The 16832-nt window shown below is 61.7% G+C and carries 17 protein-coding genes and 1 other RNA gene; 13 read left to right on the forward strand and 5 right to left on the reverse strand.

Features of this window, described 5'->3' with window-relative positions:
- Nucleotides 1–19: 19 nt before the first annotated feature.
- From yajC to DCO48_RS08935, 4 genes are all read left to right on the forward strand, one after another.
- Nucleotides 20–358 (forward strand): preprotein translocase subunit YajC, encoded by a 339-nt coding sequence (gene yajC, locus DCO48_RS08920; protein ID WP_116550238.1) that lies wholly within the window; start codon nucleotides 20–22, stop codon nucleotides 356–358.
- 61 nt (nucleotides 359–419) lie between these two features.
- Nucleotides 420–2288, forward strand: a complete 1869-nt coding sequence (gene secD / locus DCO48_RS08925; protein ID WP_116550239.1) for a protein translocase subunit SecD — start codon at nucleotides 420–422, stop codon at nucleotides 2286–2288.
- Nucleotides 2289–2297: 9 nt separating this feature from the next.
- Complete coding sequence (secF, locus tag DCO48_RS08930; protein WP_116550240.1) at nucleotides 2298–3209, forward strand: protein translocase subunit SecF; 912 nt, start codon at nucleotides 2298–2300, stop codon at nucleotides 3207–3209.
- A gap of 119 nt (nucleotides 3210–3328) precedes the next feature.
- Nucleotides 3329–3877: a glycine zipper 2TM domain-containing protein gene (locus DCO48_RS08935; RefSeq protein ID WP_116550241.1), complete on the forward strand. Its 549-nt coding sequence runs from the start codon at nucleotides 3329–3331 to the stop codon at nucleotides 3875–3877.
- Nucleotides 3878–3935: 58 nt separating this feature from the next.
- Here DCO48_RS08935 and DCO48_RS08940 read toward each other — a convergent pair whose 3' ends face one another.
- The 5 genes from DCO48_RS08940 to DCO48_RS08960 all read right to left on the reverse strand — a co-directional run bounded on the left by DCO48_RS08940 (nucleotide 3936) and on the right by DCO48_RS08960 (nucleotide 7696).
- Nucleotides 3936–4154, reverse strand: a complete 219-nt coding sequence (locus DCO48_RS08940; RefSeq protein WP_116550242.1) for a YgdI/YgdR family lipoprotein — start codon at nucleotides 4152–4154, stop codon at nucleotides 3936–3938.
- A 56-nt stretch (nucleotides 4155–4210) separates the two neighbouring features.
- Nucleotides 4211–4789: a BON domain-containing protein gene (locus tag DCO48_RS08945; RefSeq protein WP_116550243.1), complete on the reverse strand. Its 579-nt coding sequence runs from the start codon at nucleotides 4787–4789 to the stop codon at nucleotides 4211–4213.
- Nucleotides 4786–5379, reverse strand: coding sequence for a phosphoheptose isomerase (locus DCO48_RS08950; RefSeq protein WP_116550244.1), 594 nt, complete (start codon nucleotides 5377–5379; stop codon nucleotides 4786–4788). Before DCO48_RS08950 ends, DCO48_RS08945 begins: the two co-directional genes overlap by 4 nt.
- Before the next feature lie 131 nt (nucleotides 5380–5510).
- Nucleotides 5511–5882 carry a YraN family protein gene (locus tag DCO48_RS08955; protein ID WP_116550245.1) on the reverse strand — a complete coding sequence of 124 codons (372 nt, stop codon included), beginning with the start codon at nucleotides 5880–5882 and terminating at the stop codon, nucleotides 5511–5513.
- Entirely contained in the window at nucleotides 5882–7696 is a 1815-nt protein-coding gene (locus DCO48_RS08960; RefSeq protein ID WP_116550246.1) for a penicillin-binding protein activator, read from the reverse strand. Before DCO48_RS08960 ends, DCO48_RS08955 begins: the two co-directional genes overlap by 1 nt.
- A 186-nt stretch (nucleotides 7697–7882) precedes the next feature.
- Here DCO48_RS08960 and rsmI point away from each other — a divergent pair, with 186 nt between their 5' ends.
- The 9 genes from rsmI (at nucleotide 7883) to mraY (ending at nucleotide 16828) form a co-directional block, all read left to right on the forward strand.
- Nucleotides 7883–8761, forward strand: a complete 879-nt coding sequence (rsmI, locus tag DCO48_RS08965; protein ID WP_256584037.1) for a 16S rRNA (cytidine(1402)-2'-O)-methyltransferase — start codon at nucleotides 7883–7885, stop codon at nucleotides 8759–8761.
- A 67-nt stretch (nucleotides 8762–8828) separates the two neighbouring features.
- Nucleotides 8829–9188, forward strand: an RNA gene (gene rnpB, locus DCO48_RS08970) — RNase P RNA component class A.
- Between the two features lie 309 nt (nucleotides 9189–9497).
- The gene (gene mraZ, locus DCO48_RS08975) at nucleotides 9498–9953 is read left to right on the forward strand and encodes a division/cell wall cluster transcriptional repressor MraZ (protein ID WP_009396653.1); all 456 of its coding nucleotides are present in this window, start codon (nucleotides 9498–9500) and stop codon (nucleotides 9951–9953) included.
- Nucleotides 9950–10897, forward strand: coding sequence for a 16S rRNA (cytosine(1402)-N(4))-methyltransferase RsmH (rsmH, locus tag DCO48_RS08980; RefSeq protein ID WP_165840753.1), 948 nt, complete (start codon nucleotides 9950–9952; stop codon nucleotides 10895–10897). Before mraZ ends, rsmH begins: the two co-directional genes overlap by 4 nt.
- Entirely contained in the window at nucleotides 10894–11187 is a 294-nt protein-coding gene (ftsL, locus tag DCO48_RS08985; protein ID WP_116550248.1) for a cell division protein FtsL, read from the forward strand. Before rsmH ends, ftsL begins: the two co-directional genes overlap by 4 nt.
- Nucleotides 11187–12920, forward strand: coding sequence for a penicillin-binding protein 2 (locus DCO48_RS08990; protein ID WP_165840755.1), 1734 nt, complete (start codon nucleotides 11187–11189; stop codon nucleotides 12918–12920). The genes ftsL and DCO48_RS08990 overlap by 1 nt, the downstream gene beginning before the upstream one ends.
- Nucleotides 12920–14386: a UDP-N-acetylmuramoyl-L-alanyl-D-glutamate--2,6-diaminopimelate ligase gene (locus tag DCO48_RS08995; RefSeq protein WP_116550250.1), complete on the forward strand. Its 1467-nt coding sequence runs from the start codon at nucleotides 12920–12922 to the stop codon at nucleotides 14384–14386. The genes DCO48_RS08990 and DCO48_RS08995 overlap by 1 nt, the downstream gene beginning before the upstream one ends.
- Nucleotides 14379–15746 (forward strand): UDP-N-acetylmuramoyl-tripeptide--D-alanyl-D-alanine ligase, encoded by a 1368-nt coding sequence (gene murF / locus DCO48_RS09000; protein ID WP_116550251.1) that lies wholly within the window; start codon nucleotides 14379–14381, stop codon nucleotides 15744–15746. Before DCO48_RS08995 ends, murF begins: the two co-directional genes overlap by 8 nt.
- The gene (gene mraY, locus DCO48_RS09005; protein WP_116550252.1) at nucleotides 15746–16828 is read left to right on the forward strand and encodes a phospho-N-acetylmuramoyl-pentapeptide-transferase; all 1083 of its coding nucleotides are present in this window, start codon (nucleotides 15746–15748) and stop codon (nucleotides 16826–16828) included. Before murF ends, mraY begins: the two co-directional genes overlap by 1 nt.
- Nucleotides 16829–16832: the final 4 nt, after the last annotated feature.

A 16832-nucleotide genomic window follows, 5' to 3' on the forward strand; every position in this document is an offset into this window, starting at 1 on the left:
TTGCAACCTGGAGTGCTAAATGAGCTTTCTGATTCCTGCCGCCTACGCGGACGCCGCTGCCCCTGCTGCTGCCGGCCCTGCCGGTACCGGCTTTGAATGGATCTTCCTGGTCGGTTTCCTGGTCATCTTCTACCTGATGATCTGGCGTCCACAGGCCAAACGTGCCAAAGAACAGAAGAACCTGCTGAGTAACCTGCAAAAAGGTGACGAAGTTGTCACCAACGGCGGTATCGCCGGCAAGATCGTCAAAGTTGCCGACGACTTCGTCGTGCTGGAAGTGTCCGACAACGTTGAGCTGAAGTTCCAGAAGGGCGCCGTTGCCGCGACCCTGCCTAAAGGCACGCTCAAAGCGATCTAAGTTTCAGTTTTTTTAATCGACGGGGCGCGCAAGGCGCCCCGCGTCTTGAACGGGCGGCGTGATGCTGAACAAATACCCTCTGTGGAAATACGCACTGATCCTGGCGGTACTGGCGATCGGTTTTATTTATTCCGCTCCCAACCTCTACCCTGATGATCCGGCGGTCCAGATCAGCGGTGCCAGCACGGCCCTGCAGGTCAATCAGGCCGATCTCGATCGCGTCAGCAAAGCGCTGGTCGATGCCGGGATCACCGTCAAGGGTGCAAGCCTGGGTGAGAAAGGCAAAGGCGCACTGGTGCGTCTGAGCAAGCAGGAAGACCAACTCCCTGCCAAGGACGTGGTGCGCAAGGCACTGGGCGACGACTATGTAGTAGCGCTGAACCTGGCCCCGACTACCCCGCAATGGCTGCGCAATTTGGGCGCAAGCCCGATGAAACTTGGTCTCGACCTGTCCGGTGGTGTGCACTTCCTGCTTGAAGTGGACATGGACAAGGCCATGGCTGCGCGCCTGAAAGTCTACGAAGGCGAAGTCAAATCCCTGCTGCGCAAGGAGCGTGTTCGCTACCGCAGCCTGCCGCAACTCGACGGCGGCATCCAGCTGGGCTTCTCCGATGACGAATCGCGCGAACAGGCACGTGCCCTGATCCGCAAGAATTTCAACGATTTCGAGTTGACCACCACCGAGCGTAACGGCCTGTCCGTACTGCGCCTGGCGATTACCCCGGCCAAGGTCGCGGAAATCCGTGAATACTCGATCAAGCAGAACCTGACCACGGTGCGTAACCGGGTCAACGAGCTGGGCGTTGCCGAGCCGCTGGTTCAGCGCCAGGGTGCCAACCGCATCGTGGTCGAGCTGCCAGGCGTGCAGGATACCGCCGAAGCCAAACGTATCCTCGGCAAGACCGCGAGCCTGGAGTTCCGCCTCGGCGCCGAGCCGGGTGCTTCCAAGGCGACCACCGAATCCTTCGAATTCCGTGAGGGCAACCGTCCGGCCGCCGCCGTTGAACGTGGCCTGATCATCACCGGTGACCAGGTCACCGACGCCCAGGCCAGCTTCGACGAACACGGCCGCCCACAGGTGAACATTCGCCTCGACGGCCATGGTGGCGAGCTGATGAGCCGCGCTACCCGCAGCAACGTCGGGCGCAGCATGGCGGTGATCTTCATCGAGCAGAAGCCGGTGACTCGCTACGAGAAGAAGCTGGTCAATGGCGTCGAAAAAGACGTGCCGGTACAGACCTTCAAGGAAGAGAAGCAGATCATCAGCCTGGCGACCATTCAGTCGCCACTGGGTAGCCAGTTCCGCATCACCGGCCTGAACGGCCAGGGCGAATCGTCCGAACTGGCCCTGCTGCTGCGTGCCGGTGGTCTGGCCGCGCCAATGTACTTCGCCGAAGAACGTACCATTGGCCCAAGCCTGGGTGCTGACAACATCACCAAGGGTATCGACGCGTCGCTGTGGGGCATGCTGTTCGTCTCGCTGTTCATCATGGCCATCTACCGTGCCTTCGGCCTGATCGCCACGGTCGCGCTGGCGGGCAATATGGTGCTGCTGCTGGCCTTGATGTCGCTGCTGGGGGCCACGCTGACCCTGCCGGGTATCGCCGGTATCGTACTGACCATGGGTATGGCGGTAGACGCCAACGTACTGATCTTCTCGCGGATCCGTGAGGAGCTGAATGCCGGGATGTCGGTACAACGCGCCATTCACGAAGGTTTCAACCGTGCCTATACCGCGATCATCGACGCCAACCTGACCAGCTTGCTGGTGGGCGGCATCCTGTTCGCCATGGGTACCGGTCCGGTGAAGGGCTTCGCGGTTACCATGTCCCTCGGGATTTTCACTTCGATGTTCACCGCCGTCATGGTGACCCGCGCTATGGTCAACCTGACCTGTGGTGGGCGTGACATCAAGAAGCTGTGGGTTTAAGGGGCTGCCATGTTACGTACCATCAACTTCATGGGCGTTCGCAACGTTGCGTTCGCCGTTACTGTGCTCCTTACCGTACTGGCGCTGTTCAGCTGGTTCCAGAAAGGGCTGAACTTCGGTCTGGATTTCACCGGCGGTACGCTCATCGAGCTGACCTACGAGCGTCCGGCCAACCTGGAAAACGTGCGTGAGGAACTGGCCAAGGCCGGTTTCCACGATGCCATCGTGCAGAGTTTCGGTGCGACCACCGACCTGCTGGTGCGTATGCCGGGCGACGACCCGCTGCTCGGCAATAAGGTCGCCGATGCGCTGAAACAGGTCGGTGGCGACAACCCGGCGGTGATCAAGCGCGTCGAGTTCGTCGGCCCGCAGGTGGGTGAAGAGCTGCGCGACCAGGGCGGCCTCGGCATGCTCCTGGCGCTGGGCGGTATCCTCATTTACCTGGCCTTCCGCTTCCAGTGGAAGTTCGCTGTCGGTGCGATCATCTCGCTGATCCACGACGTGGTGGTGACCCTGGGGATCCTGTCGTTCTTCCAGATCACCTTCGACCTGACCGTGCTGGCGGCAGTTCTGGCGATCATCGGCTACTCGCTCAACGACACCATCGTTGTGTTCGACCGGGTGCGTGAGAACTTCCGGGTACTGCGCAAGGCCTCGCTGATCGAGAACATCAACATCTCGACCACCCAGACCCTGCTGCGGACCATCGCCACTTCGGTATCGACCTTGCTGGCCATTGCCGCTCTGCTGTTCTTCGGTGGTGACAACCTGTTCGGCTTCTCCCTGGCGCTGTTCATCGGCGTTATGGCGGGTACCTACTCGTCGATCTACATCGCCAACGTGGTGCTGATCTGGCTGAACCTGAGCAGTGAAGACCTGATTCCACCGGTCAAGGCGGAAGGTGTGGACGACCGTCCGTAAGGGCTTTTCCTACGCATCTGGCTGAACAAAAGGGCGTGAGTATTGAACTCACGCCTTTTTTTTTGCTCCAAGGCTGGGAGAAGCGCGGGCATGACCCGCAGGTAAATCAGGAGGTTCACGTGAACAAGTCGATGCTGGTGGGGGCGGTACTGGGTGCTGTCGGTGTAACTGCCGGAGGTGCTGTCGCAACCTACAGCCTGGTTAAAAGCGGACCGGAGTACGCACAGGTAACTGACGTGCAACCGATCAAGCAAACCGTCAAGACGCCACGGGAAGTCTGCAAGGATGTCACGGTCACCCGGCAGAAGCCGGTGCAGGACCAGCACCAGATCGCCGGTACCGTGCTGGGCGCGGTGGCAGGCGGTTTGCTCGGTAATCAGATTGGTGGTGGTACCGGCAAGAAGATTGCCACGGTGGCCGGTGCGGTCGGCGGTGGTTATGCCGGCAACAAGGTGCAGGAGAACATGCAGAACAACGACACGTACACCACCACGCAAACTCGCTGCAATACCGTCAATGACCTGAGCGAGAAGGTGGTTGGTTACAACGTGACGTATTCGATCGGTGATCAGGTCGGCAAGGTCAAGATGGACCGCGACCCGGGCTCGCAGATCCCGCTGGACAAGGAAGGCAAGCTGATTTTGTCGCAAGCGCAGCCTGGTCAGTAAGCCGGCGCCCACAAAAAAGCACCCGAATGGGTGCTTTTTTGTGGGCGCGAATCAGCGATTACAGGTCGGAGATGGTCCGTACCTGATCTTTGTTGATGCGCGTGCGTTTGCCGTCGAGCTGTTCGAACTCGTAGAAGCCGGCGGCGCGGTCGTATTTCGGCGCATCGATGGCCTGGATCTCGCGGCCGTCGTTCAGGGTGATCAGCGAGGGGGTGGAGCAGCCGGCCAGGGTGGCGAAAGCGCCGATCAGCAGGGCGGACAGCAGGCCGTTTTTCATTGCGGTATTCCTAGGGTTGAGAAAGCGGTGGATTTATCGCGGGACGGCAGCCGCCATCAGTCGATGTACTCGAACAGCTTGACGATCTTCTGCACGCCCGACACGCCCTGCACCAGGTTGGTGGCGCGCTGGGCTTCCTGTTGGGTCAGCAGGCCAAGCAGGTAGACGATACCGTTCTCGGTGATCACCTTGATCCGCGAGCCCGGAATAGTGCTGTCGGTGAGCATCTGGGTCTTGATTTTGGTGGTCAGCCAGGCGTCGTTGTTGCGCGCCAGAATCGACGACGGCTGCAGTACCTGCAGCTCGTTATGCACTTTCTTCACCCGCTGAACCTGGCCAGCAGCCTGTTCGGCCAGGCTCTTCAGGTCGGCGCGCGGCGTTTGCCCGGCGAGTAGCACGATGCCGTTGAAGCTGCTGACGACGATGTGCGAGTTCTGGTCCAGATCCGGGCTGGCCTTGGCTACGTTGACCGCGACCTTGGTTTCGATCAGCGAATCGTCGATCTTGCTGCCGAAGGTGCGGGTGCCGCGGTCGTCCTCAATCGGCTTGTCGCGCGTGGCGGTAATCACCGAACTGCAACCGGTCAGGCTCAGGCACAGGGTGAGGGCCATCAGGCCGAGGCGATGTGGGGTCATTCTTCACTCCCGAACAATTGGCTGTCGATCAGATCACAAAGGCAATGAATCGACAGCAGGTGGACTTCCTGGATACGTGCGGTGACGTTTGCCGGTACACGAATCTCGACGTCTTCTGGCAGCAGTAGCGAGGCCATGCCACCGCCATCGCGACCGGTCAGAGCTACGACAATCATTTCGCGATCATGTGCGGCCTGGATCGCTTGAATAATGTTCGCCGAGTTGCCACTGGTGGAAATCGCCAGCAATACATCGCCCGGTTGGCCCAGGGCGCGGATCTGCTTGGAGAAGATCTCGTTGTAGCTGTAGTCGTTGGCAATCGAGGTGATGGTCGAGCTGTCGGTGGTCAGCGCAATGGCCGGCAGGCTCGGCCGCTCGCGTTCGAAGCGGTTGAGCAACTCGGAAGAGAAGTGCTGGGCATCGCCGGCCGAACCGCCGTTGCCGCAGGCGAGCATCTTGCCCTCGTTGAGCAGCGCATTGACCATCACCTGACTGGCTTGCTCGATGTGTGGTGCAAGGACTTCCATCGCCTGTTGCTTGGTGTTGATGCTGGCCTGGAAAAGCTGGCGAATTCGGGATTGCATGTCCATCTGTGTGACCTTAAGTGGGGCGGCTGGTCGGGCGTGTCGGGAGCGTGTCGAAAAGGTCCCGGCACATGACTGTGCAGCCCGCGAAGCAAAGAGCAAAAAAGTTCAAAGGGTAAAGGTGCATCAGGGCGGGGTCAGCTATCGAAGGCGTTTTTCAGCCAGTCCAAGGGTTGACCCGCATGGCCATTGCCTTGCAGGGCGATCACGTCGAAACGGCAGGGATGGTTGGCCCACTGCGGTTCGTTCTGAAGGAAAGTCTGCGCGGCGAGCGCGAGTTTTTCCTGCTTGCGTGCATCGATACTGCCAAGTGCGCCACCAAAGCCCGGGTGCAGCCGGTATCGGACTTCGACGAATACTACTGTATCGCTGTCGAGCATGACCAGATCAAGCTCGCCGCGGGTGCATCGCCAGTTCTGCGCCAGCAGGCTCAGGCCCTGCCCCTGAAGGTAGCGCAGGGCCTGAGCCTCGGCGGCCTTGCCGGCCGCCTGGCGCGAACTGTCGGGCATCAGCGCGGGGTGTCCGGCAGGCGTTTGACCTGACCGCCGGCAAACTCGGCCCACGGCAACTGCCGCTCGACGCGCTGGTTGGGGTTCATGCTCAGGCTGCCGGAGAGGCCTTCGATACGGTTGTCCGGCAGCGTCTTGAGCTGACCCAGGCGTGGCGCCAGGCTGTAGGCGTCGACACCCATGGCGTACAGGCGGCCTAGGCTGCCGGCCGCTTGTGGCCACTGGCGTACTACCTGCTGACGCAGCGAGTTGCCACTGTCGAGCAGCCACGGGGTTTCGCAGAAGCGGATACCGGTCATGTCGTTGTACTGGTTAACGTCACCACTAGCGCTGTACACATTGGAGGTAGCGTAGACCGGCACGTCGCCGGCGTACTGGAAGTTCAGCGTCGGTTTGATCTGCTGGGCCTGCTGCGGGGTGGCGGCGAGGAAGATGAAATCGATGTCCTGGCGACGCGACGGCTGCGCGGCGACGTTGCCGCCGACGGTGCTTTGCAGGCTCTTGGCGCGGCCTTCGCTTTGGCGCAGCTGGAACAGGTCGGCGATCTGCTGGGCCAGGGCCACCGGCTGGGCAACATGCTCGGCGGCGATCAGGGTGCCGCCATTGGCTTCCCAGTCCTGGCGGAAGGCTTTCAGTACGCGGTCGCCCCACTCGCCGCTCGGCACCAGGGCCACGGCACGGCGCATGCCGTCGGCACGGGCGCGGCGCGAGACTTCGCGGGCTTCGTCTTCGGCCGCGAGGCCGAACTGGAACAGCTGCGCCGGGCCGCTCTGGCCTGCGTCGCTGTAGTTCAGTGCGAGGGTGGTAATCGGCAGTTGCGGGCGCGCGGCCAGTTGCTTGACCAGCGGTTTTTCCAGCGGGCCGACGACCAGTTGCACGCCAGCGGCTTGCGCCTGACGATAGAAGTCATCAAGCGAGGTCAGGCGCGAGCTGTCGAACACCTGCACCTGAGGCGGCTTCTGGCCGGCCTGCTGGGCCTGGAAATGGGCGGCCATGAAGCCATCGCGCAGGGCACGGGCGACACCGGCCAGCGGGCCTTCCTGAGGCAGTAGCAGGGCAATCTTGGTCAGCGGCTGGCTGGCCAGCTCCTTGAGCTTGATCAATGGCAGCGGCAGTTGCACTGCGGCCGGGTGATCGGCGTGCTGGCTGCGCCAGGTTTCGATGGCTGCTTGCTGCTGTTCCAGGGTGCCGGCGCTTTTCACGGCCAGGGCCAGGCTGGTCCAGCCGGCCATCACGTCGGTACCGGCACCTTGCAGTTGCTCGCTCGGCAGGGCGGCGACCAGGCTCCAGATGGCTTCGTGGTTGGCGCTGGCGGCCGGGCCGCTGAGCAGCGGTGCCAGGGCAACGCGCTCCTGGGCGGCTGCCAGGATCTGGCCATCGGCTTCGAGGGCGGCGGCGCGCACGCTACGGGTGCGTGCCTGAAGGTCTGCCGGCAGCTCGTTCAGGCGCGCCAGGCTCGGGTGGCCGAGGGCGCTGAGGGCGGCTTTGGGTTGGTTGCGGATCATCGCCAGTTCTGCTGCCAGGGTGCTGGCGTAGACCTGCTGGGCTGGCTTGAGGGTGTCCAGCTGGACCTGCTCGAGAATGCGCGCGGCGCGTACGTTGTCCTTCTGCCGATAGGCCAGGTCAGCCGCGCTCAGGCGCAGCAGTGCGGCTTTTTCAGGTGTCTTGCTGGTGGCGGCCTGGTCGAGCAGTTGCTCGATGCTGGCATCCGGTGTGCGTGGCAGTTCACCCAGGCTGGACGAAGGCGAACTGGCGCAAGCTGCCAGCAGGGCAGCGAGACAGAGGGCTGAGAGCAGCCGCAGGCAAGCGATCATGTAAGAATCCTGTTACTCGATCAAATTAACCTGCAATTGTACCCAAGCGCTGGCCGGGGCGCGATCTTGCTGGCGTTAATCCTTCAATATAGGTGCTCTCGGCCACCGCGAGCCCCCGCGCGGTTACGCATTGTTGCCGGCGATCGGGCTACAATGGCGCTTTGATCAAATTGACAGGTGTGTGCTGTGACCGATGCTCCAGGTGCTTCCAATTCCGCTGCCGGTACTCTTTACGTGGTGGCCACGCCGATCGGCAACCTGGATGACATGAGTGCACGGGCGCTGAAGGTGTTGAGCGATGTGGCGCTGATTGCGGCCGAAGACACCCGCCATTCCATCCGGCTGATGCAGCATTTTGGCATCAATACGCCGCTGGCCGCTTGCCATGAGCACAACGAACGTGAGGAGGGCAGCAGCCGCTTCATCGCCCGCCTGCTGGCCGGCGACAACGTTGCACTGATTTCCGATGCTGGCACGCCGTTGATTTCCGATCCGGGGTATCACCTGGTGCGTCAGGCGCGGGCTGCTGGCATTGCGGTGGTTCCGGTGCCGGGCGCCTGCGCGCTGATTGCCGCGCTGTCGGCGGCCGGCCTGCCGTCGGACCGGTTCATTTTCGAGGGCTTCCTGCCGGCCAAGTCGGTCGGTCGGCGTTCGCGTCTGAGCCTGCTCAAGGAAGAGCCGCGCACCCTGATCTTCTACGAAGCGCCGCACCGCATCCTTGAGTGCCTGCAGGACATGGAGTCGATCTTTGGTGCCGAGCGCCCGGCCTTGCTCGCCCGCGAGCTGACGAAAACCTTCGAAACCCTCAAGGGCCTGCCGCTGGCCGAGTTGCGCGCGTTCGTCGAAGCCGACAGCAATCAGCAGCGCGGTGAGTGCGTGGTGCTGGTGGCTGGCTGGACTGCACCGGCCGATGAAGACGCGGTGGGGAGCGAAGCGATGCGTGTGCTCGATCTGCTGCTGGCGGAGATGCCACTTAAACGCGCGGCGGCGTTGGCAGCAGAAATTACCGGCGTTCGTAAGAATGTTCTGTATCAAGCGGCGCTGGATAAACAGAAAGACCACTGATGTCACATTGATATTAATTGTTTTATCGCTTGTTCTCCGAGGCCTCTACCGTTAACCTTTGCAGCGGAGAGTCGATCGGACAGTCGCTGCCTTCTTTTGTTCCGCAAAAGTAGGGGGAGGAAAGTCCGGGCTCCATAGGGCAGAGTGCCAGGTAACGCCTGGGAGGCGCGAGCCTACGGAAAGTGCCACAGAAAATAACCGCCTAAGCACTTCGGTGCCGGTAAGGGTGAAAAGGTGCGGTAAGAGCGCACCGCACGTCTGGCAACAGTTCGTGGCTAGGTAAACCCCACTCGGAGCAAGACCAAATAGGGTTCCATATGGCGCGGCCCGCGTTGGAACCGGGTAGGTTGCTAGAGGCGTCCAGTGATGGCCGTCGTAGAGGAATGACTGTCCTCGACAAAACCCGGCTTACAGATCGACTCTCCACCTCTTTTCCCTCCTGCTTGAATCGATAGCAGATGCGGCGTGGTAATACCGAAAAATTCTTACTCTTAATAAATCACTTTAACTTCGCGCTCTATCTGTTTGAGTGAGTTTGCTTTTTCCTGTCAAAAATCCCTCCGAATAGTCCATTCCTGTTGCGATGTTGAGCTAAATCTCCGTTCTGTAAGGGTTTTCCTTATAACCGCGCCTTGACGGTGTGGTAGGCGGATTCCTATAGTGTGCGCAAGTGGCAGAAAGTGGCATGAAGTGGGTTTTCAGAGACAAAAAAGCTAACATTTAGGGATGAGCAGCCGTGTTCCGCGGAGCCAACGCAATCAACCTCGACGCAAAAGGCCGCCTCGCTATGCCGAGCCGGTATCGTGACGAGCTCGATTCGCGCAGTTCCGGGCAGTTGATCGTGACGATCGATGCGGTTGATCCCTGTTTGTGTGTCTACCCACTCGATGAATGGGAACTGATCGAGGCCAAGTTGAGAGCCTTGCCGTCGTTACGCGAAGAGAACCGTCGCCTGCAGCGTTTGCTGATCGGCAATGCGGTGGATCTGGAGCTCGATGGCAGTGGGCGCTTTCTGGTGCCGCCACGCTTGCGCGAATACGCCAAGCTCGACAAGCGGGCAATGCTTGTGGGGCAACTGAACAAATTCCAATTGTGGGACGAGGATGCCTGGAATGCTGTTTCCGCAGCGGACCTGGCAGCCATACAACAACCGGGCGCCATGCCTGATGAACTGCGTGATTTGATCCTGTGACTATAGATAGCGGCTTTAACCACATCACCGTACTGCTTGACGAAGCCGTCGAGGCTCTCGCGGTGCGCGCCGATGGCTGCTACCTGGATGGCACCTTCGGTCGCGGTGGGCACAGCCGGTTGATCCTCCGGCATCTCGGTCCGGATGGCCGGCTGCTTGGCTTCGATAAAGATCCTCAAGCGATTGCCAACGGGCAAGCGCTGGCGGCCGAAGACGGCCGCTTTGTCATTGTGCAGCGCAGTTTTGCCGAGTTGGGTGAAGAGGTTGCAGCACGCGGCCTGGCCGGCAAGGTCAACGGTATTCTGCTCGACCTCGGTGTGTCGTCGCCGCAGCTCGATGACCCGGAGCGCGGCTTCAGCTTCATGAACGACGGCCCGCTGGACATGCGCATGGACCCGAGTCGTGGCGTCAGTGCTGCCGAGTTCATCGCTACTGCGCCGGCCGAAGAAATCGCCCGGGTGTTCAAGGAATACGGTGAAGAGCGTTTTGCCAAGCGCATGGCCAATGCCGTTGTCGCCCGCCGTGAAATCACCCCATTTACCCGCACCGCCGATCTGGCCGAAGTGCTCAAGGTCGCCAATCCGGCATGGGAAAAAGGCAAGAACCCGGCAACCCGTGCATTCCAGGGCCTGCGGATTCACGTCAACAACGAGCTGGGCGATCTGGAAGCCGGCCTGCAAGCCGCCCTCGATACACTGGAAATCGGTGGCCGGCTGGTGGTGATCAGCTTCCACTCCCTGGAAGACCGCATCGTCAAACTGTTCATGCGCAAGCTGGCCAAGGGTGAGGCAGATAATCTGCCGCGCAACCTGCCGGTTCAGCACAAACCGTTCGAGCCGAAAATCAAAGTGCATGGCAAGGCCCAGTTCGCTTCCGAAGCCGAGCTCAAGGCCAACCCGCGTTCGCGCAGCGCGGTCATGCGTGTGGCGGAGAAGCTTCGGTGAGCAGGCTCTTTGCCAAGCCATTACCAGGCGGAAGCTTCCTGATGCTTCTGCTGTTCCTCGGCGTGCTGGTTTCGGCGATTGCCGTGTCCTACAGTGCGCACTGGAACCGTCAATTGCTCAACACCCTGTACGGCGAACTCAGCGAGCGCGACAAGGCACAGGCCGAGTGGGGTCGGCTGATCCTCGAGCAAAGCACCTGGACCGCGCATAGCCGGATCGAGCTGCTGGCCAGCGAGCAACTGAAGATGCGTATCCCGGCCGCCGATGAAGTGCGGATGGTGGCGCCATGATGAAGCTTGAAGGCGCACTCTACCCGTGGCGGTTTCGCGTGGTCGTTGCGCTGCTGGCGGTGATGGTCGGCGCGATTGTCTGGCGTATCGTCGACCTGCAAGTGGTCGACCGTGACTTCCTCAAGGGGCAGGGCGACGCCCGCAGCCTGCGGCATATTCCAATTCCTGCGCACCGCGGGTTGATCACCGACCGTAATGGCGAGCCGCTGGCAGTCAGTACCCCGGTGACCACCCTGTGGGCCAACCCTAAGGAAATGCAGGCTTCAAAAGACCGCTGGCCGGCACTTGCCGTTGCGCTCAAGCAGAATCCGCAGCAGCTTGCCGAGCGCCTTGAGCAGCAAGCCGGTAAAGAGTTCATCTACCTGGTCCGTGGTCTCACTCCGGAGCAGGGCCAGGTCGTGCTCGACCTGAAAGTGCCGGGCGTCTACGGCATCGAGGAGTTCCGTCGCTTCTATCCGGCGGGCGATGTCGCCGCCCACATGGTCGGCTTCACCGACCTCGACGACCACGGTCGCGAGGGGGTCGAGCTGGCCTATGACGAATGGCTGGCCGGCGTACCCGGCAAGCGCCAGGTGATCAAGGACCGGCGCGGCCGCCTGATCAAGGACATCCAGGTTACCAAGAACGCCAAGGCCGGTAAGACCTTGGCGTTGTCCATCGACCTGCGCCTGCAATACCTGGCCACCCGCGAACTGCGCAACGCCATTGCCGAGCAGGAAGCCAAGGCCGGCAGCCTGGTGATCATGGACGTTAAGACCGGCGAAGTGCTGGCCATGGTCAACCAGCCGACCTACAACCCGAACAACCGTCGCAGCATGTTCCCGGCGGCGATGCGAAACCGCGCGATCATCGACGTGTTTGAGCCGGGCTCGACGGTCAAGCCGCTGTCGATGAGCGCCGCGCTGCAAAGCGGTCGCTGGAAGATCACCGACAAGGTCGAAGTGTACCCAGGCACGCTGCAGTTGGGGCGCTATACCATTCGCGACGTTTCCAAGAGCGAAGGACCGATCCTCGATCTCACCGGCATCCTGATCAACTCCAGTAACGTCGGCATGAGCAAGATCGCCTTCGATATCGGTGGCGAATCGATCTACCGGGTCATGTCCCAACTGGGACTTGGCCAGTACACCGGCCTCGGCTTCCCGGGCGAGCGGGTCGGCAACCTGCCGAACCACCGCGAGTGGCGCAAGGCCGAGACCGCAACGCTGTCCTACGGCTACGGCCTGTCGGTGACCGCGTTGCAGCTGGTGCATGCCTACGCGGCGCTGGCCAACGACGGCAAGATGGTCCCGTTGAGCATTCTCAAGGTCGACAGGACGCCTGAGTCCACCCAAGTGGTGCCGAAAGAAACCGCCGAAACCGTGCAGGGCATGCTGCAACAGGTCATCGAGGCGCCGCGTGGTGTGTTCCGTGCCCAGGTGCCGTCGTACCACGTCGGCGGCAAGAGTGGTACGGCCCGTAAGGCTACCATCGGTTCCAAGGGCTACACCGAAAACGCCTACCGCTCGCTGTTCGCCGGCTTCGGCCCGATGAGCGACCCGCGTTACGCGATCGTCGTGGTGATCGACGAGCCGAGCAAGGGCGGTTACTTCGGTGGTCTGGTTTCGGCCCCTGTATTCAGCAAGGTGATGTCCGGCACGCTGCGGTTGATGAACGTACCGCCAGATAACCTGCCGCCACCGGTTCCTCAGCAGCAGGTTGATGCTGCGCCCGCCAAAGGAGGGCGCGGTTGATGACGATGCCATTGAGTAAACTGTTTGCCCTGAGCGGCAACAACGACCCGTTGATCCGCGAGCTGACCCTCGACAGTCGCAGCGTGCGCGCCGGCGACCTGTTCCTGGCAGTGCCGGGCGCCAAGGTCGACGGTCGCGATCACATTGCCGACGCGCTCAAGCGCGGCGCGGCAGCCGTTGCCTATGAAACGGCCGGCGCCACCGTGCTGCCGATCACCGACGTGCCGCTGATTCCGGTCAAGGGCCTGATCGCCCAGTTGTCCGACATTGCCGGGCGCTTCTACGGTGAGCCGAGCCGTCAACTGGACCTGGTCGGCGTCACCGGCACCAACGGCAAAACCAGCGTGACCCAACTGGTGGCTCAGGCACTGGACATTCTGGGTCAGCATTGCGGCCTGATCGGCACCCTCGGCACTGGTTTCTACGGCGAACTGCAAAGCGGCCGTCTGACCACGCCCGACCCGATCGCCGTGCAGTCGACTCTTAACGACCTGAAGAAGGCCGGAGCCAAGGCGGTCGCCATGGAAGTTTCGTCCCATGCGCTGGAGCAGGGCCGGGTGGCAGCGTTGGCATTCGACATCGTGGTGATGACCAACCTGTCCCGCGATCACCTCGATTACCACGGCAGCATGGAAGCCTACAAAGCCGCCAAGGCGCGCCTGTTCGCCTGGCCGAACCTGCGTTGCCGGGTGGTCAACCTGGACGACGATTTCGGCCGTGAGCTGGCTGCCGAGTCAGGCGAGTCGCGCTTGATCAGTTACAGCCTGAAAGACGCCGGCGCTTTGTTGTACTGCCGCGAAGCGCGCTTCACCGACGATGGCGTCGACGCGGTACTGGTCACCGCCCAGGGTGAGCGCCGCCTGCGTAGCCGTCTGCTTGGCCGCTTCAACCTGAGCAACATGCTGGCCGCGGTCGGCACCCTGATGGCCATGGACTACCCGCTAGACGACATTCTCAAGGCAACCCCGCAGCTTGAAGGGCCGGTCGGGCGCATGCAGCGTCTGGGTGGTGGTCATAAGCCATTGGTGGTGGTCGATTATGCGCACACACCGGATGCGCTGGAAAAGGTCCTCGAAGCCCTGCGTCCGCATGCACAAGGCAAGCTGCTGTGCCTGTTCGGCTGCGGCGGCGATCGTGATCGCGGCAAGCGCCCACTGATGGCCGAGGTGGCCGAGCGCCTGGCTGATGGCGTGCTGGTCACCGACGACAACCCGCGCAGCGAAGACCCCCAGCAGATTTTCGCCGACATCCGTCCGGGCTTCGCCCAGGCCGATGCCGTGCCGTTCGTTGCCGGGCGCGGCACCGCCATTGCCCAACTGATCGCCAGCGCCCACGCAGACGATGTCGTGGTTCTGGCGGGCAAGGGCCACGAGGATTATCAGGAGATCAATGGCGAGCGCCATGACTTCTCCGACCTGGTCGAAGCCGAAAAGGCTCTGGCTGCCTGGGAGGCCGAAAATGCTTAAGCCATTGACCCTCAGCCAGCTCAGCAGCGCCTTGCGGGGCACCCTGGTGGGCGCCGACGCAACCTTTACCGGGGTCAGCATCGACAGCCGCGCCATCGTTGCCGGGCAGCTGTTCGTGGCCCTGGCCGGGCCGCGCTTCGATGGTCACGATTACCTCAATGAAGTTGCTGGCAAAGGCGCAGTTGCCGCCCTGGTCGAACGTGAAGTACCGAACTCGACGCTGCCGCAACTGGTGGTAGCCGATTGCCGCCTGGCCCTTGGCCAGTTGGGCGCCCTGAACCGTGCGGGCTTCAGCCAGCCGGTGGCGGCCATCACCGGCTCCAGCGGCAAAACCACGGTCAAGGAAATGCTCGCGAGCATCCTGCGCACCCGTGGTCCGGTGCTGGCCACCTGTGGCAACCTGAACAACGACCTCGGCGCACCGCTGACCCTGCTGGAGATCGCTCCGGAACACAGCGCAGCGGTGATCGAGCTGGGGGCTTCGCGGGTAGGCGAAATTCGCTACACCGTTGGCCTGACCCAGCCGCAAGTGGTGTTGATCAACAACGCTGGCACCGCCCACGTCGGTGAGTTCGGCGGACCGGAAAAGATCGTCGAAGCCAAGGGTGAAATCCTCGAAGGCCTGGGCGAAGGCGGTGTTGCCGTGCTCAACCTGGACGACAAGGCCTTTGCCATCTGGCACAAGCGCGCCGGCCAGCACCCAGTGCTGACCTTCGCCCTGAACAATGCTGCCGCCGACTTCCATGCCAGCAATATCGGTCATGACCGCCGTGGTTGCCCAGCCTTCGACCTGCACAGTCCGTTGGGTTGCGAGCGGGTGCAGTTGAACCTGCTCGGCATTCATAACGTCAGCAACGCCCTGGCAGCGGCAGCCGCTGCGCATGCCTTTGGTCTGACACTGCCGGGCATCGTCGCCGGCCTCAATGCCGTGCAACCGGTCAAGGGCCGTACTGTGGTGCAGATGGCCCCGAACGGGGTGCGGGTGATCGACGACAGTTACAACGCAAACCCCACCTCCATGTGCGCTGCCGTTGATATACTCGCCGGCTTTTCCGGGCGCACCGTTCTGGTGCTCGGGGATATCGGCGAATTGGGCCAGTGGGCCGAGGAAGGGCATCGCCAGGTTGGCGAGTACGCCAAAGGTAAGGTTGCGGCGCTGTATGCCGTGGGTCCGATGATGGCCCACGCGGTCAAGGCGTTCGGTAACGATGCTCGCCATTTCGTCAATCAAGCTGACCTGATCGACGCCGTTCGCGCCGAGCAGGCCACCAACACCACTATTTTGATCAAGGGTTCGCGCAGCGCTGCGATGGAAAACGTCGTAGTGGCACTGTGTGGTTCCAGCGGGGAGAAACATTAATGCTGCTGCTGCTGGCTGAGTATCTGCAACAGTTCTACAAAGGCTTCGCGGTCTTTCAGTACCTGACCCTGCGCGGGATTCTCGGTGTACTGACCGCGTTGTCGCTGGCCCTGTGCCTGGGCCCCTGGATGATCCGTACCCTGCAGATTCGCCAGATTGGTCAAGCGGTTCGTAACGACGGCCCGCAATCGCACCTGTCCAAGTCCGGCACCCCGACCATGGGCGGCGCACTGATTCTTTCTGCTATCGGCATCAGCACCTTGCTCTGGGCTGATCTGACCAACCGCTATGTCTGGGTGGTGCTGATCGTCACCCTGTTGTTCGGCGCTATCGGCTGGGTCGATGACTACCGCAAGGTGATCGAGAAGAACTCGCGTGGCCTGCCGAGCCGCTGGAAATACTTCTGGCAGTCGGTGTTCGGCCTGGGCGCGGCGATCTTCCTTTATATGACCGCACCCACCAGCGTCGAAACCACGCTGATCGTACCAATGGTCAAGGACGTTACCATTCCGCTGGGTATCGGCTTCGTGGTGCTGACCTATTTCGTGATCGTCGGTTCGAGCAACGCGGTCAACCTGACCGACGGTCTCGATGGCCTGGCGATCATGCCGACGGTGATGGTCGGTGGTGCTCTGGGCATCTTCTGCTACCTGTCGGGCAACGTGAAATTTGCCGAATACCTGCTGATCCCGTACGTACCGGGCGCCGGCGAGCTGATCGTGTTCTGCGGCGCCCTGATCGGTGCCGGGCTGGGCTTCCTCTGGTTCAACACCTACCCGGCACAAGTGTTCATGGGCGACGTCGGCGCACTGGCGCTGGGCGCTGCACTGGGCACCATTGCGGTAATCGTCCGTCAGGAAATCGTCCTGTTCATCATGGGCGGCGTGTTCGTCATGGAAACCCTCTCGGTGGTGATCCAGGTGGCTTCCTTCAAGTTGACCGGCAAGCGCGTGTTCCGCATGGCGCCGATCCATCACCACTTTGAACTCAAGGGTTGGCCCGAGCCGCGGGTGATCGTCCGTTTCTGGATCATCACCGTGATTCTCGTGCTGATTGGCCTTGCCACCCTGAAACTGAGGTAGAAAC

Source organism: Pseudomonas sp. SDI, from assembly GCF_003105155.1.
Taxonomy (GTDB): domain Bacteria; phylum Pseudomonadota; class Gammaproteobacteria; order Pseudomonadales; family Pseudomonadaceae; genus Aquipseudomonas.

What these genes read in the sequence shown, in the direction of transcription:
- yajC (WP_116550238.1), top strand. Translation starts at nt 20, where the DNA reads ATGAGCTTTCTGATTCCTGCCGCCTACGCGGACGCCGCTGCCCCTGCT.
- secD (WP_116550239.1), top strand. Translation starts at nt 420, where the DNA reads ATGCTGAACAAATACCCTCTGTGGAAATACGCACTGATCCTGGCGGTA.
- secF (WP_116550240.1), top strand. Translation starts at nt 2,298, where the DNA reads ATGTTACGTACCATCAACTTCATGGGCGTTCGCAACGTTGCGTTCGCC.
- DCO48_RS08940 (WP_116550242.1), bottom strand. Translation starts at nt 4,154, where the DNA reads ATGAAAAACGGCCTGCTGTCCGCCCTGCTGATCGGCGCTTTCGCCACC.
- DCO48_RS08945 (WP_116550243.1), bottom strand. Translation starts at nt 4,789, where the DNA reads ATGACCCCACATCGCCTCGGCCTGATGGCCCTCACCCTGTGCCTGAGC.
- DCO48_RS08950 (WP_116550244.1), bottom strand. Translation starts at nt 5,379, where the DNA reads ATGGACATGCAATCCCGAATTCGCCAGCTTTTCCAGGCCAGCATCAAC.
- DCO48_RS08955 (WP_116550245.1), bottom strand. Translation starts at nt 5,882, where the DNA reads ATGCCCGACAGTTCGCGCCAGGCGGCCGGCAAGGCCGCCGAGGCTCAG.
- DCO48_RS08960 (WP_116550246.1), bottom strand. Translation starts at nt 7,696, where the DNA reads ATGATCGCTTGCCTGCGGCTGCTCTCAGCCCTCTGTCTCGCTGCCCTG.
- DCO48_RS08990 (WP_165840755.1), top strand. Translation starts at nt 11,187, where the DNA reads ATGAAGCTTGAAGGCGCACTCTACCCGTGGCGGTTTCGCGTGGTCGTT.
- DCO48_RS08995 (WP_116550250.1), top strand. Translation starts at nt 12,920, where the DNA reads ATGACGATGCCATTGAGTAAACTGTTTGCCCTGAGCGGCAACAACGAC.
- murF (WP_116550251.1), top strand. Translation starts at nt 14,379, where the DNA reads ATGCTTAAGCCATTGACCCTCAGCCAGCTCAGCAGCGCCTTGCGGGGC.
- mraY (WP_116550252.1), top strand. Translation starts at nt 15,746, where the DNA reads ATGCTGCTGCTGCTGGCTGAGTATCTGCAACAGTTCTACAAAGGCTTC.